The sequence below is a fragment of the Bradyrhizobium daqingense genome, assembly GCF_021044685.1.
GTDB classification, from domain to species: Bacteria; Pseudomonadota; Alphaproteobacteria; order Rhizobiales; family Xanthobacteraceae; genus Bradyrhizobium; species Bradyrhizobium daqingense.
In genome coordinates this window covers 6,597,191-6,616,052 of sequence record NZ_CP088014.1, presented here as the reverse complement: position 1 = coordinate 6,616,052, position 18,862 = coordinate 6,597,191, and the positions used below count along the sequence as shown (strand labels likewise).

Here is an 18,862-nt window from a genome sequence, read left to right as displayed (position 1 = left end):
CTCGATCATGCCGGCACCCATTCTCGATTTCGATGCCCTCGCACGAGCCATCTCGGGCCGCACGGTGTTGTGCATCGGCGACATCATGCTCGACGAGTTCGTCTATGGCGAGGTGTCGCGGATCTCGCCGGAGGCACCCGCGCCAGTGATCTCGGCCCAGCGCAGCGAGATCCATGTCGGCGGCGCCGGCAACGTCGCGCGCAACGTCGCCGCCCTCGGCGCGCGCTGCATCTTCGTCGGCCTCGTCGGCGAGGACGATTCCGGCAGGCGGCTCGCTTCCGCGCTGGCGCAGCACGCCGGCATCGACAGCGTTCTGGTATGCGACCCGTCGCGCCCGACCACGCGAAAAGTCCGCTTCGTCTCCGAGCATTTCTCCACGCACATGCTGCGTGCGGATTGGGAGCAGGCGCTGCCGGCCTCCGATGCGATCGAGACGAAGCTGATCGAGGCGATCCTGCCGCTCATCGCGCGCGCCGACATCGTGCTATTGTCCGACTACGCCAAGGGCGTGCTGACCGCGCGCGTGATCCGCCACACCATTGACGCCGCGCGCAAGCTCGGCAAGCCCGTCATCGTCGATCCCAAGAGCCTCAACTGGGCGATCTATCGCGGTGCGACGCTGCTCACGCCGAACCGCAAGGAATTCTCGGAAGCGACGCGCAGCCGTGCCGACACCACACAGAGCATCGTCGATGCCAGCGAGGACGTGATGCGGCTCGCCGATTGCGAGGCGATCCTGGTCACGCTCGGTGAGGACGGCATGACGCTCGTGCCGCGCGGCGGCGAGGCGGTCCATGTTCCGGCTTTTCCGGTGAAGGTACGCGACGTCTCCGGCGCCGGCGACACCGTCGCCGCCGCGCTCGCGGTGTCGCTCGCTGCGGGCGCCGATTGGGACACGGCGCTGCGCATGGCCAATGCCGCTGCCGCGGTCGCCGTCGGCAAGCAGGGCACCGCCAGCGTGAGCGCGGCCGAGCTGCGGCGAAAGATCCTGCCGCATGCCTATCTTGCCGCCGAGGAGAAGATCGTGCTCGAGCCTGATACGCTGGACGCGCAGCTCGTCGAATGGCGAAAGCAGGGTCTGCGGGTCGGCTTCACCAATGGTTGTTTCGACATCCTCCATCCAGGCCACGTCAAGGTGCTGACCGCGGCGCGCGCCGCCTGCGATCGCCTGATCGTGGGGCTCAACAGCGATGCTTCGGTGCGGCGGCTGAAAGGCGCAGATCGGCCGGTCCAGGACGAGCGCGCGCGGGCCGAGGTGCTGGCTGCGTTGGAGGCGGTCGACCTCGTCGTCATCTTCGAGGAGGACACGCCGATCGAGCTGATCACCAGGATCACGCCCGGCGTGCTGGTCAAAGGCGGCGACTACACCCGCGAGCAGGTCGTCGGTCACGAGATAGTCGAGGCCGCGGGCGGAACGGTCGTGTTGGTCGACATCCTCCAGGGCTTCAGCACCACGGCGCTGGTGCATCGCGCGCGGGGAGGGGGCAAGTGACGGCGCTTGCCCGCGGGACGGCCGTTCAGATGCTCGGGCGGCGCCTACGCAGCCCGGCAGCCTGGCGCGAGACGGTGGACATCCTGGCGGTCCTGACCGCGGCTTCGCTGCCATGGTCGACGTCGCTCGCGGGAATCTTCAACGCGCTGATGCTGCTCTGCATGGTGCCGTTTCTCGACTTCCGCGCGTTCCTGCAATCGCTGAAGCGCCCGATCTGTGTTGCGCCGATCGCGCTGGTCGTTCTCGCGCTGGTCGGCACGCTGTGGTCGGAGGCGTCCTGGGGCGCGCGCCTCTACGCGGTCAATCCGACCGTCAAGCTGCTCGTGCTGCCCATCCTGCTCTACCATTTCGAGCGCTCGCAGCGCGGGCATTGGGTGCTCGTCGCCTTCCTGGTGTCCTGCGCACTGTTGTCGGTGATGTCGTGGCTGGTCGCCTTCTATCCCAACCTCGCCCTCAAGACGGATCCGCCGGAACGCGGCATCTTCGTCAAGAACTACATCGACCAGAGCCAAGAATTCACGCTCTGCGCGGTCGCGCTGGCCTATCCGATCGTCATGCTGCTGCGCGAAAAACGGTACTGGTTCGCCGGGCTGCTCACGACGCTTGCGCTCAGCTTCTTCGTCAACATGGCTTTCGTCGTGGTGTCGCGCACGGCGCTCGTCACCGTGCCGATCATGTTCGGTGTGTTCGCGCTGCTTCACCTGAAATGGCGCAGCATTGCCATCGTCGCCGCCGCTCTGCTCGCCGTCGCCGTTCTCGCCTGGCAGGCCTCGCCGCATCTGCGCCAGACCGCCGAGAGGTTCAAGAGCGACTACACCGCCTATATGGAAAGGGGCGAACCGACCTCGCTGGGCCTGCGGCTCGAATTCTGGCGAAAATCGCTCGGCTTCTTCGCGGAGGCGCCGATCGTCGGGCACGGCACGGGCTCGACCCGCGGATTGTTCGAGCGCGTCGCGACGCCCAGCGGGCAATACCAGGCGTCCGCCGAAGTGATCGGCAATCCGCACAACCAGACGCTGAACGTCGCCGTGCAATGGGGCGTCATCGGCATCACCGTCCTGTATGCGATCTGGATTCTGCATCTCTTGTTGTTTCGCGGCGACGGGCTTGCCGACTGGATCGGGCTCCTGGTGGTGGTGCAGAACGTCTTCACCTCGCTGTTCAACTCTCATTTGTTCGACTTTCACGAGGGCTGGATGTACGTCATCGGCGTCGGCGTCGCAGGCGGCATGGTGATGCAGGCGCGACGGACCGAGGCCAGGACGGCGGAAGATGGTTCCTGAAGGGTCGGCGCGGATGCCTTGGCTGCCAAGCTGGCATGTCTTGCCGAGATGGGCTATCCAGCGCGGATCAAGTTTGCACCTAACTGGGCTTTCATCGGTCGGCGGATGACGCGTCTTTCGCATCTCACCTTGCGCAACTTCCTGATCGCGCTCCACGACCTGCTGGCGACCACGGCGGCGCTGTTCGTCGCCTTCTATCTGCGATTCGAGGGCGGCGACGGCTTCTACGAGCGCCTGCCGCTGCTGTTCCAGATCCTGCCCTATTTCCTCGCCTTTAGCGTCGTCGTGTTCTTCGTCTTCAACCTGACCACGACGAAATGGCGCTTCATCTCGCTGCCGGATGCGCTCAACATCATCCGCGTCGCGACCGTGCTGACGGTCGCGCTTCTCGTCCTCGACTACATCTTCGTCGCGCCCAACGTCCGCGGTGCCTTCTTCCTCGGCAAGGTGACGATCATCCTTTACTGGTTCCTCGAAGTCTCCTTCCTCAGCGCATCGCGCATGGCCTACCGCTATTTCCGTTACACGCGGGTGCGGCGTCATGCGAGAACCGACGATGCCGCCCCGACGCTGCTGATCGGCCGCGCCGCGGATGCGGAAGTGCTGTTGCGCGGAATCGAGAGTGGAGCGATCAAGCGGATCTGGCCGGTCGGCGTGCTGTCGCCGTCGAGCTCCGACCGCGGCCAGTTCATCCGCAACGTGCCGGTGCTGGGCGGCATCGACGATGTCGAGGACGTCATCGCGGACTTCGCCAAGCGCAACAAGCCGATCGCGCGCATCGTGATGACCCCGTCGGCGTTCGAGCCGGAGGCGCATCCGGAATCGGTCCTGATGCGGGCACGAAAGCTCGGCGTCATCGTCAACCGCATGCCTTCGCTGGAGAGCGGCGACACGCCCCGGCTCACGGCCGTCGCGGTCGAGGACCTCCTGCTGCGGCCGAGTGAAAAGATCGATTATGCGCGCCTCGAAGCCCTGATCAGGGGCAAGGCGGTGATCGTCACGGGCGGTGGCGGCTCGATCGGGTCGGAGATCTGCGAGCGCGTCGTCGCCTTCGGCGCCGCGCGTCTCTTGATCGTTGAGAATTCCGAGCCGGCGCTCTACGCGGTCAACGAAGCGCTCGCCGGCACGACGGCCGAGATCGAAGGGCGCATCGCCGACATCCGCGACCGCGAGCGCATCATGCGCCTGATGGCCGAGTTCAAGCCGGACATCGTGTTCCATGCCGCGGCCCTCAAGCACGTGCCGATCCTCGAGCGCGACTGGAGCGAGGGCGTCAAGACCAACATCTTCGGCTCCATCAACGTGGCGGACGCGGCGCTGGCCGCGGGCGCCGAAGCCATGGTGATGATCTCGACCGACAAGGCGATCGAGCCGGTGTCGATGCTGGGACTGACCAAGCGCTTTGCGGAGATGTACTGCCAGGCGCTGGATCACGACCTCGCAGCCGCAGGGCATGGCGCCAAGCCGCCGATGCGGCTGATCTCGGTCCGATTCGGCAACGTGCTGGCCTCGAACGGCTCGGTGGTGCCGAAGTTCAAGGCGCAGATCGAGGCCGGCGGCCCGGTGACCGTGACGCATCCGGACATGGTCCGCTACTTCATGACCATCCGCGAAGCCTGCGATCTCGTCATCACGGCAGCCACGCACGCGCTCGGAACGCAGCGCTCGGACGTCTCGGTCTACGTGCTCAACATGGGCCAGCCGGTGAAGATCGTCGATCTTGCCGAACGCATGATTCGCCTGTCCGGCCTGCAACCGGGCTATGACATCGAGATCGTGTTCACGGGGATGCGGCCGGGCGAGCGCCTGAACGAGATCCTGTTCGCCTCGGAGGAGCCCACCCGCGAGATCGGCGTCGCCGGCATCATGGCCGCGCAGCCGAACGAGCCGCCGATGCAGACGCTGCGCAAATGGATTGCCGCGCTTGAGCAGGCGATCGCGCGCGACGACCGCGCCACCATCAGGACCATCCTGAAGGATGCTGTTCCCGAGTTCGGGTCGACTGCGGCCTGACCATGCAGTCTCCGGGCAAGATCGTCGTTGCGAGCCAGCATTATCCGCCTGACACGAGCACGACGGCATCGATCATGGCGGAGATCGCCTGCCGTCTCGCCGAAGACCACGACGTCGTTGTGCTGTCGGGCTCGCCGGGCGCGCTTCCGGCCTCGCAAACCGGCCCGGGCAAGCCGCGCGTCGTCATGGTCAGGAACCGGATGGCGGGCAAGGCGGCGCTGCTGCGGCGCGGACTGTCCGAGCTGCTGTTCGCGGGGCGCACGTTCCTCGCGCTGATCCGCCAGCTGAGACGGGGCGACGTCGTGCTCACCGTCACTGCGCCCTTCATGCTGCCTTACGCGGTCGCGGCGGCGGCAAGGCTCAAGGGCGCGCGGTCGGCGCTGATCATGCACGACCTCTTCCCCGACGTGCTCGTGATGGCGGGCCTGTTGAAGCCCGGCTCGTTCGTGGCGCGGACGATGCGCGCCGCCAACGGCCTGATGTTCCGCGCGCTCAATGCCGTCATCACCATCGGTCGCGACGCGGAGGACCCGCTGCTGAGCTATTCCGGTATGAGGCGAGACAAGATCCGCTTCATCCCGAACTGGGCGACACTGGTGCCCGGGCCGCGCCCTCTCTCGCACGACAATCCGTTCCGCAAGGCGCTCGCCGCGCGCTTCATCGTCGGGCTATCAGGCAATCTCGGCTTCACCCATGATCCCGAGATCGTGTTCGAGGCGGCGCGCCTCCTCAAGGACGAGGCGGACATCCACTTCCTGCTGTCCGGCTGGGGTATCGGCTTCGAGCGGCTGAAACAGTTGCAGACCGAGGCGGGCCTGCCCAATGTCTCCTTCGTGACCCGCGTCGCCGATTCAGAGCTCGAGGCGTTTCTGGCGTCCGCCAATCTGTGGATCATTCCGTACCGGAAGGACGTTGCGGGAGTGTCGGTGCCGAGCCGGTTCTATAATCTGCTGGCGGTCGGCCGTCCTGTGGTGCTGGTCTCCGAGCCGGAGGCCGAGGCCGCCTTGACGGTGGCCGAGAGCGGACTGGGCTGGGTCGTGACGCCAGGCCGCGCCGACCAGCTCGCTGAAGCGATTCGCGCGGCCTGCCGTTCGGACGACGGCGCCATGGCAGAGCGCGCGGTGAAGGCGGCAGCGCGCTTCGACCGAACCGTTGCGATGAATGCTTATGCCGGCCTGATCGAGGAATTGTTGCACAACCCGGACCTTGTGGAGCAACGATGAGCGAGAAGAAACCAGTTGTGCTGGTGACGGGAGCGAACGGCTTCGTCGGTCGTCATCTCACGCCGGCAATGGCACGCGAGGGCTGGTCCGTCCGCCGTGCAGTCCGCAGCCCGAACGGCAGCGACGACGAGGTCGCGATCGGATCGATCGGCCCGCAGACCTGTTGGCAGGCCGCGCTCGAAGGCGCCGACGCCGTCGTCCATCTCGCCGCGCGCGTGCATCACGCCCAGGAGAAGAATGCGGACCAGATCTATCGCGACGTCAACATCGACGGCACCCTGCATCTGGCACGCTGTGCGGCGGCCGCCGGCGTGGGCCAGTTCATCTTCGTGAGCACCGTCCTCGTGCATGGCCGCAGCAACGACTGGCGTGCGCCGTTCAGTGAAGACGACGTCCTGACGCCCCGCGGCCTCTACGGCATGTCGAAGGCCGAGGCGGAGGCTGGTCTCAGGGCGATGGCGCGCGACAACGACATGAACATCTCGGTGATCAGGCCGCCGCTGATCTATGGTGCGGGTGCCAAGGGCAATTTCGCGCTGCTGACGCGCGCAGTGGATCTCGGACTGCCGCTGCCCTTCGCCGGGATCCGCAATCACCGCGCCTTCCTCGCCGTGCAGAACCTGTCGTCGTTCATCCTGCACCGGCTCAGCCATCCCGACCCCACCAGCAATTTCGAGATCTTCCTGGTGGCTGACAGGGAACAGGTTTCGACGGCCGAATTCATCGCGCACCTGGCGAAGGCGTCGGGCAAGCGCCCGCGCCTGTTCGCGGTGCCGCCGGCCTTGCTCGGCACGCTTCTCGAGATGATCGGCCGACAGAACACGCGCGACAGCCTGATCGGTTCGCTCGAGCTCAACATCTCGAAGGCGCTCGCGACCGGCTGGCAGCCGCCGGTCTCGCTCGACGAGGGGTTGCGGCTGGCGCTGTCGGCTCAGAGGAATTGAGGTCGGGCGAAGCGCCGCAGCACGAACGCGATCGCGATCGCGCCTGCGAGCAGGCAGGGGAGCGTGATCGCAATCGAGCCGGCGCGGACAATGGCGATGGCAAGCAAGGCCAGCACCAGGTTGAGCGCAAACACTTCGCCGATCACCTGCCGCACCGTGAAGCCGTTGTCGGTCGCGCGCTGATAGAAATGTGAGCGGTGCGCCGACCAGAACTGTTCGCGGCGCGCGATGCGGCGAAACAGCGTGATGGTGGAATCGGCGAGGTAATAGCCCGGCAGCAGCAGCGCGGCGGCGGGGTGCCCGTGCCAGGCAAGCTCGAGCAGGCACCAGCCGAGCAGCAGGCCGATCGGCAGGCTGCCGACATCGCCGAGAAATACGCGGGCGACCGGCTTGTTGAACGGCGCAAAGCCGAGCATGGCACCGCACAGCGCAATCGCGAGCAGGGTGGCGGCCGAGGAGAGCTCTCCAAACCATCCGAGCAGCCCGAGCGCGGCCGTCGTCGGCACCACTTCGGCCACCGTCATCAGGTCGAGGCCGTCCATGAAGTTGACGAGGTTCACGAACCAGACGCCGGCAATGACGATGAGGACGCGTTCGAACGCAAGCGGCAGGGCGGGCACGATCCGCAGCGCCTCCGGTGCCGCAGAGACGACAGTGGTCACGGCCGCGGCTTGCAGCAACAGCCGTACGGTGACCGGCAGAGGCCTGATGTCGTCGACCAGCCCGACCAGCGCGATCAGCACGGCGGAGCCGATCAGGGGCAGGGGAATCGCGCCATGGGCCCAGGCGGCCCAGGGCGCAGCGACCAGCAGGGTGGCTGCGACGACGGCGATGCCGGCGCCCTGCGGCGTCGGGATGCGATGCGAGGACCGCGCATTCGGCCGCGCCAGTGCATAGCGTTGCAGCAGCGGCATGCTCAAGTAGGTGATGCAGGCGGAGATCAGTGCAGCGAGTACGGCCGGCGCGAGCGCGAACAGCGCGAGGCCGGCCGCAAGGTCTTCACCCGCGGCGAACGTCGTCACTCCGGCACCCCGATCGGGGCCGATCCTTGCGCGGCCTTTTCCGCGCTGAGGATCCAGACCAGGCCGCCGATCGCGCCGACGATGAAGAGCACCGCGCCGAACAGCAGCGAGACGTTGACGCCCTCGTGGGCGGCGAGCCCGGCGAAGCCGAATGCAAGGCTCATCGTGGCTTCACGCACGCCCCAGCCGGCGATCGAGATCGGCATCAAGGTGATCAGCATCACCGGCGGCACGAGCAGAAAGACGTCGCTGAAGCTGACCGGGGCCGCAATCGCCTGCACGACGCACCAGGCGATGACGACCGCCAGCACGTGGACCAGGATCGACAGGACCGCGATGATCGGTCCGCGGGCGGGGCTGAAAATCACGCGATTGGCGATCACCGCGCAGGCGTGAAGGTGATGCGTTGCCCACCAGGTTTTCAGCCAGCGCCATTTCAGCGCGCCGAAAATCAGAAAACCGAGCCCGCCCGCGAGCGCCGCGAAGTCGAGCAGCAGCAGCGCCGAGCGCCCGTGCGGATCGGTGATGAGGCTGTAGCTCCAGGGCAGGCTCGCGACGATGAGGATGGCGAGCGCGATCAGGCCGATCGCGCGATCGACGAAGATCGAGTAGGTCGCCGCGCGCCATCCGGCGCCGGCGCGCGCGACCAGCCACAGCCGGACCGCGTCGCCGCCGATGGCGGACGGCAGCGTCTGGTTGAAGAAGGCGCCAATCACGTTGTAGCGCATGGCGCGGGCGAGCTCGAGCGGCGCGCCGCATGCGGCGCTGATCTCGCGCCAGCGCAGTACGCCGACGAAGATCTGCAGGAAGGTGACCGCGATCGCCAGGCCGATCCAGAGCAGGCTGGTCAGCGTGAAGCGCGAGAATAGTTCGGACAGGTCCACCTTGCGCAGCGCCAGATAGAGCAGCGCCGCGGAAATCAGGATCTTGGCCGCAGAAAGCAGGATTCGGCGCATCTCGCCCGCATCAACAGGGTTTGCTTAGATTGGAGGCAACCCGACGCGAGGCGCCGAATTCGGCCGCTTTGGTATGGTTTTGGCGCCGATCTTGCAATAGCCGTCGTAGGAGCCGTCGTAAAGGACGTTTGCAAAAGGGCGCTGTGATCGCCGGCCAGGCTATTGCGACCCCCACGAGGCCGCGGCTAAAGAGGCGCGGCGGACTGGATATTCCTTGGGAACAGGATGACGGATCAGGCGATTTTGGTCACGGGCGCTGCCGGCTTCATCGGCTTCCACGTCGCCCGGCAGCTCCTGGGCGAAGGCCGCACCGTCGTCGGGCTCGACAATCTCAACAGCTATTGCGATCCGGCGCTGAAGCGGGCGCGCCTCGCGTTGCTGCGGAACGAGCCTCGCTTCTCCTTCGTCGAGGCCGATCTCGCCGACCGCGCGACGATCGCCGCGCTGTTTGCGCAACATCGTTTTGAAAAAGTCGTGCATCTCGCGGCCCAGGCCGGCGTGCGCTACTCGATCGAGCAGCCGCAGACTTACGCCGATTCCAATCTCCTGGGCTTTCTCAACGTGATCGAGGGCTGCCGCCACAATGGTTGTCGTCACCTCGTCTACGCCTCGTCATCTTCCGTTTACGGCGCCAACACAAAAATGCCATTTGCGGTTGCGGATCGCACCGATCATCCGGTGAGCTTCTACGCCGCGACCAAGAAGGCGAACGAGGTGATGGCGCAGTCCTACAGCCATCTCTACCGGCTGCCGGTCACGGGCCTGCGCTTCTTTACCATTTACGGGCCGTGGGGACGGCCTGATATGGCCATGTTTCTGTTCGTAAACGCCATCCTGGCGGGCAAACCGATCCGTCTCTTCAACCATGGCAGGATGCGCCGCGACTTCACCTATATTGATGACGTGACGCGTGTCGTATCCAAGCTGATCGATCTTGTGCCCGCGGACGATCCGGCTGCCGCAAATGCGCCGTCAAAGCTCTACAATGTCGGCAATCACCACCCGGAGGAACTGATGCATGTCGTCGGTCTTCTGGAGCGGGAGCTGGGCCGGACGGCGATCAAAGAATTGCTGCCGATGCAGCCGGGAGATGTGCTGGAAACGTTCGCGGATGTCGAGGACCTGATGCGCGACACCGGCTTTGCGCCGTCAACGCCGATCGAGCAGGGGGTCCATAACTTTGTCACCTGGTATCGGGACTACTTCAAGGTTTGAGATGACGATGGACAAACGCATTATCCCCCTGATCATGTGCGGCGGTGCCGGCACGCGGCTGTGGCCGGCTTCGCGCGAAGTGCGCCCCAAGCAATTCCTGCCGCTGTTCGGCACCCGCTCGACCTTCCAGGACACGCTGCTGCGCGTGTCTGATCCTTCCCTGTTCGACCGGCCGATCGTCATCACCAATGCGGCCTATCGCTTCATGGTGCTGGAGCAGCTCGCCGAGATCGGCATCGAGGCCGACGTACTGCTCGAGCCGATGCGGCGCGATTCGGGCCCGGCGATCGCCGCGGGCGCAGTGTTCGCGCAGAACCGCGCCAGTGAGGCGATCGTGCTCGCGCTCGCGGCTGACCACGTGGTGCAAGACAACGCCGCCTTCGTCGCCGCCTGCCGCGAGGGCCTCGCCGCCGCGAATGCCGGGCGCATCGTCACCTTCGGCGTCAAGCCGGAGCGCCCCGCGACCGAATACGGCTACATCAATCCGGGCGAGCCGATCTCGGGCGAGGTGCATGCGGTCGCGCGCTTCGTCGAGAAGCCGGACGCGGTGAAGGCCTCCGACTACGTCAATTCGGGCTATCTCTGGAACAGCGGCAACTTCATGTTCCCGGCCAGCGTGCTGCTCGATGAATATCGCAGGGTCGATGCGGCGAGCATCGAGGCCGTCACCAATGCGGTCAACAATGCCGGCCGTGATCTCGGCTTCGTCACGCTGGAGCCGGAAGCCTTCGGTTCGGCGCGGGCAATCTCGATCGACTATGCGGTGATGGAGAAGACCTCGCGCGCGGCCGTGGTGCCGGTGTCGTGCGGCTGGTCCGACGTCGGCTCGTGGCTCGCGGTGTGGGAGTTGTCGGAGAAGGACGCTCAGGGCAACGCCGCGCACGGCACCGCCGTGTTCGAGGACTCCCGCAATTGCAACGTCACCACCGATTCCGCGCTGGTCGCGCTCGAAGGCGTCGACGATCTCGTGGTGGTCGCCACCGCGGACGCGATCCTGGTTTCGCGCCAGAAGGACGCCAACGGGCTGAAGCGCCTGGTGACCAAGCTGAAGGCGGTCGCACCGAAGGTCACCGAGGAGCACCTGAAGGTGCACCGGCCCTGGGGCAGCTATCAGTCCGTCGACAATGGCGAACGCCATCAGGTCAAGCGCATCGTGGTGAAGCCGGGGGGGCGCCTGTCGTTGCAGAAGCATCACCACCGTGCCGAGCACTGGATCGTGGTGCGGGGCACGGCCCAGGTCACCGTTAACGAGACCGTGAAGACCGTGCACGAGAATGAGTCGATCTACATCCCGATGGGCGCCGTGCATCGGATGGAGAATCCCGGCAAGATCCAGCTGGAACTGATCGAGGTCCAGACTGGAAGCTATCTGGGGGAAGACGACATCATCCGGATTGAAGACGACTACCAAAGGTCGTAACCAGCAAACTCCGAATCACGCGACCCGGGCCGGAAGAGCGCTATCTTTTTCGGCTTAAGGCCCGGGGAACGTGTAATTTTTTGAATCAAATCGTGTCCGGATCGCTAGCTCCAGGTTCGCCACAAATGTGGCGGCCGTGCTAGAAGCGGCGCCGGGGATTTGGGTTGAATCGGGGTTCCACCAGATGAGTTCCAAAGGGTCTGTGGCGGCAAAGGCCGGCCTGCGTGTCGGCGTCATCGGCGCCGGCGTGATGGGTAGCAACCATGCGCGCGTGCTCGCGGGTCTTCCCGGCGTCACCCTGGTTGGGATCGTCGATCCCTCGCCGGCACACCGGACGCGCACCACCGAGCTTGCGACCTGTCAGGGCTTCGAGACGCTCGACGAGCTGCTCGCCGAAGGTATCGATGCCGTCACCATCGCCGCGCCGACCCATCTGCATCACGAGGTGGCGCTGGCCTGCATCGCCAGGAACATCCACGTGCTCGTGGAGAAGCCGATCGCCTCCACGGTCGAAGAGGGCCGCGAGATCGTCACCGCCGCGCAAAAGGCCGGCGTCACACTGATGGTCGGCCATGTCGAACGCTTCAATCCGGCGGTCGCCGCCGTCAAGAAGGCGATCGCGGGCGAGGACATTCTCTCCATCGCGATCACCCGCGTCGGCCCGTTCCCGCCGCGCATGTCCAATGTCGGCGTCGTCATCGACCTCGCCGTGCACGACATCGACCTGATCCGCTGGTTCACCGAATCCGACATCGTCGAGGTGCAGCCGCAATTGTCGAGCGCCGTCGCCGAGCGCGAGGACATCGCGCTCCTGCAATTCCGCACCGTCAACGGCGTGCTCGCCCACATCAACACCAACTGGTTGACGCCGTTCAAGGCACGCAGCGTCACGGTCGCCACGCGCGGCAAATACGTGATGGGCGATCTGCTGACGCGCCAGGTCACCGAATGCTTCGGCTTCCAGCCGGACGGCAGCTATTCGATGCGGCATCTGCCGGTCGGCCATGACGAGCCCCTGCGCGCCGAACTGCTCGCGTTCCTCAAGGCGGTGCGTGACGGCGAAACGCCGGCGGTCACCGGCGATGAAGGCGTCGCCAGCCTCGAGATCGCCACGCAGTGCCTGGAGACACCCTCGCGGCCCGCCGCGACCGCATCTGCCCGCAAGGGCCCGCGCCGCGTCGCCGGCTGATCCTGTCAATGTCGACCACGCAAGAAGGCGCCAAGAACCAGACCATGAACCAGCATCTGCGGTCCGAACCCATTCCCTTCATCGACGTCGGCGCGCAGCGCCGCCGGCTCGGCGCTTCGCTCGATGCAGCCGTGAAGCGGGTTCTCGATCACTGCCAGTTCGTCAACGGCCCCGAGGTGTTCGAGCTCGAGAAGCAACTCGCGGCCTATTCCGGCGCCAAGCACGTGATCGGCTGCGCCAGCGGCACCGATGCGATCCTGATGGTGATGATGGCGAAGAATATCGGGCCCGGCGACGCCGTGTTCTGTCCGTCCTTCACCTTCATCGCGACCGCCTCGCCGGTGGCGCGGACTGGAGCTACGCCGGTCTATGTCGACGTGGACGAGGCCACCTTCAACATGAGCCCGGAGTCGCTGAAGAGCGGGATTGCGACCGCTCGCAAGGCCGGGCTCAAGCCGGCGGCAGTGATTCCGGTCGATCTGTTCGGCCAGCCGGCCGACCACGACGCCATCGCCGAGATCGCCAGGGCCGAAGGCCTGTTCGTGCTCGACGACGCAGCCCAAGGCTTTGGCGCCAGCTACAAGGGCCGCAAGCTCGGCACCTTCGGGCACGCCACCGCGACCAGCTTCTTCCCGGCCAAGCCGCTCGGCTGCTTCGGCGACGGCGGCGCTATCTTCACCGATGACGACGAGCTCGCAGCGACGCTGCGCAGCATCCGTGTGCACGGGCAGGGCGTCGACAAATACGACAACGTCCGCCTCGGCCTGACCGGCCGGCTCGACACCATGCAGGCCGCGGTCCTGATCGAGAAGCTGAAGATCTTCGACGACGAGGTCGCCGCCCGCAACAAGGTCGCGGAGCGCTATGCGCGCGGCTTGTCCAATGTCGTCACCGTGCCGCGCCTCAGCCCCGGCAACACGTCGGTCTGGGCGCAGTACACGATCCGTCTGCCTGAAGGCACCGACCGCGACGGCTTCGCCGCCGCGCTGAAGGCCCAGGGCGTGCCGACCGCGATCTATTACGGCAAGTCGATGCATCAGCAGACCGCCTACAAGCACTATCCCGTCGCAGAGGGCGGCCTGCCTGCTTGCGAGAGCCTGTCGCAGGACGTCATCAGCCTGCCGATGCATGCTTATCTGACGGAAGCCGACCAGGAGCGGGTGATCGCCGCCGTGCGCGGCGCGCTGGCGGGGTGATTCTCCGCTGCTTCTTCCTTACTTCTCCCGCTTGCGGGAGAGGTCGCGCCGACGGCGCGGGTGAGGGCTCTCTGCTCTGGGGGAGTCTTCGTTGTGGAGACACCCTCTCCCCAACCCTCCCCCGCAAGCGGGGGAGGGGGCGGACCTCCGTCGCGGCTTCCACCTAGACCTAATCGCGCCATGCTCTAAAACAGACGCATGCTCGGACGCATCTTCACGGTTGGCGGATACACGCTGCTCTCGCGGCTGACGGGATTTGCCCGCGACATCATGCTCGCGGCGATCCTCGGTGCCGGCCCCGTTGCCGATGCCTTTTTCGTGGCGCTGCGGCTGCCCAACCATTTCCGCGCAATCTTCGCCGAGGGGGCATTCAACGCGGCCTGGGTGCCGGCCTATGCGCATGTCCATGGCGAGAAGGGCGAGGCGGCGGCGCGTCTGTTCGCCGACCGCATCTTCACGCTGCTCTTGGCCTCGCAGCTGGTGCTGCTGATCGCCGCCTGGCTGTTCATGCCGCAAGCCATGAGCATCTTGGCGCCGGGCTTTTCTGAGGACGCCGAGCAACGCAAGCTCGCGATCGAGCTGACCCGGATCACCTTTCCCTATCTGCTGCTGATCACGCTGGTCACGCTCTATGGCGGCATGCTCAACGTGATGCAGCGCTTTGCCAGCGCCGCGGCGGCCTCGATCTTCCTCAACGTCGCGATGATGATGACGCTGGCGGTCGCCGTCTGGTTTCCGACCGCGGGCCATGCCGCCGCCTGGGGCGTGCTGATCTCCGGCTTCATGCAATATTTCCTGCTCGCCGGCGATCTCGCCCGCCATGGCGGCCTGCCGCGCTTTGCGCCCTTGAAGCTCGATGAAGACGTCCGCGGCTTCTTCAAGGCACTGGGCCCCGCGACGTTGGGCTCGATGGGCACGCAGGTCGCGCTATTTGCCGACACCATCATCGCGACCTTCCTGCCCGCAGGCGCATTATCCGCGCTTTATTACGCCGACCGCCTCAACCAACTGCCGATCGGTGTCATCGGCATCGCCATCGGGACCGTGCTGCTGCCGGAGATGTCGCGGCGGATCACGGCCAACGACCATGACGGCGCGATGCGGGCGCAGCGCCGCGCCTTCGATTTCACGCTGCTGTTCTCGGTGCCGTTCGTTGCTGCGTTCATCACCGTGCCTGACGACATCATGCGCGCCTTGTTCGCGCGCGGCGCGTTCTCGCAAGCCGATGCGGTTGCCGCAGGCAATACGCTCGCGGCCTATGCCATCGGCCTGATCCCCTTCGTGCTGATCCGAAGTGCTGTCGCGACCTTCTATGCGCGCAAGGATACGGCAACGCCGGTGCGTGCGTCCCTGACGGGCATCGCCGTCAACGTCGCGCTGAAGGTCGCGTTGATGGGATCGCTGGCTCAGATTGGCCTCGCGCTCGCCACCGCTATCGGCGTCTGGACCAATCTCCTGCTGGTGCTCTTCTTCGCCGTGCGCCGGGGCTTTCTCGTGTTCGACCGCGCTTGGTTGATGTCGCTCGGCAAATTCCTGCTGACCGGCATCATTCTCGCTGCCGCCTTATGGCTGATCGCGCGCTTTAGCGGTTCTTGGCTGGGCTCGATGCACTTCCGGGACGAAGCGACTTTGGCGCTGCTGGCCGTCGGCGGCACCATCGTCTACGCGCTCGCGGTCCTCATCCTGTTCGGTCGTCGCTGGCTGGTCTCGCTGGTGCGCGGGTAGGCGTGCAGGGTCGCTCGCCTCTAGGATGCAGTCAATCTCGGCGCATCTCTTGATTTTGCGCGATCGCCGTGGTACTCATCGCTCATGATCAAATCGTCGCGCACCTTCAACCGCAACCACATGACCCGCTTCGGCTGGGCCGTGGGAGGAGTCGCGCGCTAGGATTTCGACGACGACATCTTTTCCACCAGGCCCCGCCGGCATCGGACGGGGCCTTTTTCGTGGCCACGTTCCCTGCCGGCTCAAGAGCAGGAGCATGCGATGCCACCCCAACAGACGAACATCCCATCCGCTGCGGAGGGCGATGCCGCAGGCTTCGCTTCGACCTCGCCGTCGCCTCGAGCCTGCTCAGGCGATACTGGCGTGCGCTTTGGCAGCGGCGACCGCAGCCGCAAGTCACCTTGCTGGACTTGAGCGATAGGGAGCTGATGGACATCGGCTTGACGCGCGGCGAGATCGACGGCATCGCGCCTGAACGCGTGATCGAGAGGTTGCGAGACAACGCGAGGAGCCTGTGGGGCCGTGGTGCGATGTAAATGATCAACGACGAGATACGCGTATACGCCCTGCGAACAAGCGGCAGTCGCTGCCGCCGCTTGTTCGCGGGCGTGCGAGGCCGTGCGCGTTCGCCAACGATCCTGCCATCGGCCCAACTGGCGGGGACGGAGCGCGCCGGATCCGCGGAAGCATCGATCTTCACGGGGAAATGACCGCACTGCGACTCTTCGACCTGAGTTCGCTCCGAACCTGCAAGGGCTCCGGACAAATCTTTCGCGGATCGTTCCCGCCTAAACCCGTTTGCCTTGCCAGTTTTTCCACGGCAATATGCCGCCAAAACAACCATAGGACGGGAAAAGACAATGGCGGCTCCCATCAAGTTCGGCGTTGGCCAAAGCGTGCTGCGCAAGGAGGATGACGCGCTCATTCGCGGCAAGGGCCGCTATACCGACGATTACGCGCCGCAGGCCGCGCTCCGCTGCTTGATGCTGCGCTCGCCGCACGCGCATGCCAAATACACCATTGATGTGAGCCGCGCCCGCGGGCTCCCCGGCGTCGCGCTGATTCTCACCGCGGATGACGTTGGGGATCTCGGCAATCTGCCGTGCCTGTTCAATCTCGAGACCGATCCGTTCACCGGCCCGCCATACCCGATCCTGGCCAAGGACGAGGTGCGCCATGTCGGCGATGCCGTCGCCTTCGTGGTCGCCGAGACGATCGACCAGGCCCGCGACGCGATCGAGGCGATCGAGGTCAAATGGTCGCCGCTGCCGGCCGTGACCGGCGTCGTCAACGCCGTCAAGAATGGCGCGCCGCAGGTCTGGCCCGACAAGGCCGGCAACGTGCTGTTCGACGTCTCGATCGGCGACAAGGCTGCGACGGAGGCGGCCTTCGCCAAGGCGCATGCGATCGCCGAAATTTCCATCGTCAATCCGCGCGTGGTCGCCAACTTCATGGAAACGCGCGCAGCGGTGTGCGAATACGATGCCAAGCGCGACCATCTGACACTGACGATCGGCAGCCAGGGCAGCCATCGCCTGCGCGACATCCTCTGCCAGAACGTGCTCAACATCCCCACCGACAAGATGCGGGTGATCTGCCCCGATGTCGGCGGCGGCTTCGGCACCAAGCTGTTTCCCTACCGGGAATACGCGCTGATGGCGGTCGCGGCGCGGCAGCTGAAGAAGACGGTGAAGTGGGCGGCCGACCGCACCGAGCATTTCATGGGCGACGCGCAGGGGCGCGACAACGTCACCACCGCGAAGATGGCACTGGCCGAAGACGGCAAGTTCCTGGCGATGGATTGCGACCTGATGGGCGACATGGGCGCGTACCTCTCGACCTTCGGTCCCTACATCCCGCATGGCGGCGCCGGCATGTTGCCGGGCCTCTACGACATCCAGGCCTTCCATTGCCGGGTACGCACCATCTTCACCCACAGCGTTCCGGTCGATGCCTATCGCGGCGCGGGGCGGCCGGAGGCCGCGTACGTCATCGAACGTCTCGTCGATGCCTGCGCGCGAAAACTCGACATGACGCCGGATGCCATCCGCCGCAAGAACTTCATCCCGCCGAAAGCGCTGCCCTACAAGACCGCGACCGGCAAGGTCTATGATTCCGGCGACTTCGCCGCGCATCTCAAGCGCGCGATGGAGATCGGGGAATGGAAGGAGTTTGGCAAGCGTGCCAAGGCGGCCAAGAAGAACGGGCTGATCCGCGGCATCGGGCTTGCGAGCTATGTCGAGATTTGCGGCGTGATGGGCGAGGAGACGGCCAATGTCCGGCTCGATCCCAGCGGCGACGTCACCGTGCTGATCGGCACGCAATCGAGCGGGCAGGGCCACCAGACCGCCTATGCGCAGATCGTCGCCGAGCAGTTCGGCCTGCCGCCGGAGCGCGTGCATATCCGCCAGGGCGACACCGACGAGATCGCGACGGGCCTCGGCACCGGCGGCTCGGCCTCGATCCCCACAGGCGGCGTCTGCGTGGAGCGTGCAGCGGGGGATCTCGGCAAGAAGCTGAAGGAATTCGCCGCGCAGGCGCTGGAGGCGAGCGCAGGCGACCTCGAGATCACCGACGGTGTGATCCGCATCGCCGGCACCGACCGCTCGATCTCCTTCGCGGACCTTGCCAAGCGTCCCGGCGCCGATCCCTCGAAACTGAACGGCAGCGCGACCTTCGCCAGCGCCGACGGCACCTATCCCAACGGCACGCATCTGGCGGAGGTCGAGATCGATCCGGCCACCGGCATCATCAAGATCGTCAACTACGTGATCGTCGACGATTTCGGCAAGACGCTCAATCCGCTGCTGCTGGCCGGCCAGGTGCATGGCGGCGCCATGCAGGGCATCGGCCAGGCCCTGATGGAGCAGGTGGTCTATGGCGCGGGCGACGGTCAGCTCATCACCGCGACCTTCATGGATTACGCGCTGCCACGCGCCGCGGACGGGCCGGCCTTCGTGTTCGAGACCGCCAACGTCCCCTGCAAGACCAATCCGCTGGGCGTGAAGGGCGCGGGCGAGGCCGGCGCGATCGGCTCCTGTCCGGCCATCGTCAACGCCATCGTCGATGCGCTCTGGCGCGAATACAAGATCGACCACATCGACATGCCGGCAACGCCCGAGCGGGTGTGGATCGCGATCAACGAGCATCACCGGCGTCACAGCCTTTAGTCCGAGATCCTCCC

13 protein-coding genes are annotated in these 18,862 nt (G+C 65.8%); 11 read left to right on the top strand and 2 right to left on the bottom strand.

The annotated features are described in order from the left end of the window. Window positions 1-7: 7 nt before the first annotated feature. The 5 genes from rfaE1 to LPJ38_RS31620 all read left to right on the top strand — a co-directional run bounded on the left by rfaE1 (window position 8) and on the right by LPJ38_RS31620 (window position 6,955). Complete coding sequence (gene rfaE1 / locus LPJ38_RS31640) at window positions 8-1,492, top strand: D-glycero-beta-D-manno-heptose-7-phosphate kinase (protein WP_145628888.1); 1,485 nt, start codon at window positions 8-10, stop codon at window positions 1,490-1,492. Continuing rightward, window positions 1,489-2,775 (top strand): O-antigen ligase family protein, encoded by a 1,287-nt coding sequence (locus tag LPJ38_RS31635; RefSeq protein WP_145628886.1) that lies wholly within the window; start codon window positions 1,489-1,491, stop codon window positions 2,773-2,775. Before rfaE1 ends, LPJ38_RS31635 begins: the two co-directional genes overlap by 4 nt. A gap of 105 nt (window positions 2,776-2,880) precedes the next feature. Next, window positions 2,881-4,788 carry an SDR family NAD(P)-dependent oxidoreductase gene (locus LPJ38_RS31630; RefSeq protein WP_145628884.1) on the top strand — a complete coding sequence of 636 codons (1,908 nt, stop codon included), beginning with the start codon at window positions 2,881-2,883 and terminating at the stop codon, window positions 4,786-4,788. A gap of 2 nt (window positions 4,789-4,790) precedes the next feature. Further along, window positions 4,791-6,011, top strand: coding sequence for a glycosyltransferase family 4 protein (locus tag LPJ38_RS31625; RefSeq protein WP_145628882.1), 1,221 nt, complete (start codon window positions 4,791-4,793; stop codon window positions 6,009-6,011). Continuing rightward, window positions 6,008-6,955: an NAD-dependent epimerase/dehydratase family protein gene (locus LPJ38_RS31620; protein ID WP_145628880.1), complete on the top strand. Its 948-nt coding sequence runs from the start codon at window positions 6,008-6,010 to the stop codon at window positions 6,953-6,955. The genes LPJ38_RS31625 and LPJ38_RS31620 overlap by 4 nt, the downstream gene beginning before the upstream one ends. Here LPJ38_RS31620 and LPJ38_RS31615 read toward each other — a convergent pair. Both LPJ38_RS31615 and LPJ38_RS31610 read right to left on the bottom strand, forming a co-directional pair. After that, window positions 6,943-7,932: an MraY family glycosyltransferase gene (locus LPJ38_RS31615; protein ID WP_404438494.1), complete on the bottom strand. Its 990-nt coding sequence runs from the start codon at window positions 7,930-7,932 to the stop codon at window positions 6,943-6,945. The genes LPJ38_RS31620 and LPJ38_RS31615 overlap by 13 nt on opposite strands. 41 nt (window positions 7,933-7,973) lie before the next feature. Further along, complete coding sequence (locus LPJ38_RS31610; RefSeq protein ID WP_145628877.1) at window positions 7,974-8,933, bottom strand: lysylphosphatidylglycerol synthase transmembrane domain-containing protein; 960 nt, start codon at window positions 8,931-8,933, stop codon at window positions 7,974-7,976. 225 nt (window positions 8,934-9,158) lie between these two features. On the opposite strand from LPJ38_RS31610, the gene LPJ38_RS31605 reads away from it, so the two are divergent. The 6 genes from LPJ38_RS31605 (at window position 9,159) to LPJ38_RS31580 (ending at window position 18,848) form a co-directional block, all read left to right on the top strand. Further along, window positions 9,159-10,148, top strand: a complete 990-nt coding sequence (locus LPJ38_RS31605; RefSeq protein WP_145628875.1) for an SDR family NAD(P)-dependent oxidoreductase — start codon at window positions 9,159-9,161, stop codon at window positions 10,146-10,148. Window positions 10,149-10,155: 7 nt separating this feature from the next. Further along, the gene (locus LPJ38_RS31600) at window positions 10,156-11,568 is read left to right on the top strand and encodes a mannose-1-phosphate guanylyltransferase/mannose-6-phosphate isomerase (protein WP_167520252.1); all 1,413 of its coding nucleotides are present in this window, start codon (window positions 10,156-10,158) and stop codon (window positions 11,566-11,568) included. Window positions 11,569-11,752: 184 nt separating this feature from the next. Further along, window positions 11,753-12,757 carry a Gfo/Idh/MocA family protein gene (locus LPJ38_RS31595; RefSeq protein WP_145628870.1) on the top strand — a complete coding sequence of 335 codons (1,005 nt, stop codon included), beginning with the start codon at window positions 11,753-11,755 and terminating at the stop codon, window positions 12,755-12,757. A gap of 8 nt (window positions 12,758-12,765) precedes the next feature. After that, window positions 12,766-13,953 (top strand): DegT/DnrJ/EryC1/StrS family aminotransferase, encoded by a 1,188-nt coding sequence (locus LPJ38_RS31590; RefSeq protein ID WP_208750486.1) that lies wholly within the window; start codon window positions 12,766-12,768, stop codon window positions 13,951-13,953. A gap of 198 nt (window positions 13,954-14,151) precedes the next feature. Then, window positions 14,152-15,678, top strand: coding sequence for a murein biosynthesis integral membrane protein MurJ (gene murJ, locus LPJ38_RS31585; protein ID WP_145628866.1), 1,527 nt, complete (start codon window positions 14,152-14,154; stop codon window positions 15,676-15,678). 860 nt (window positions 15,679-16,538) lie between these two features. Beyond that, window positions 16,539-18,848 (top strand): xanthine dehydrogenase family protein molybdopterin-binding subunit, encoded by a 2,310-nt coding sequence (locus tag LPJ38_RS31580; protein WP_145628864.1) that lies wholly within the window; start codon window positions 16,539-16,541, stop codon window positions 18,846-18,848. The last annotated feature ends 14 nt before the right edge of the window (window positions 18,849-18,862 follow it).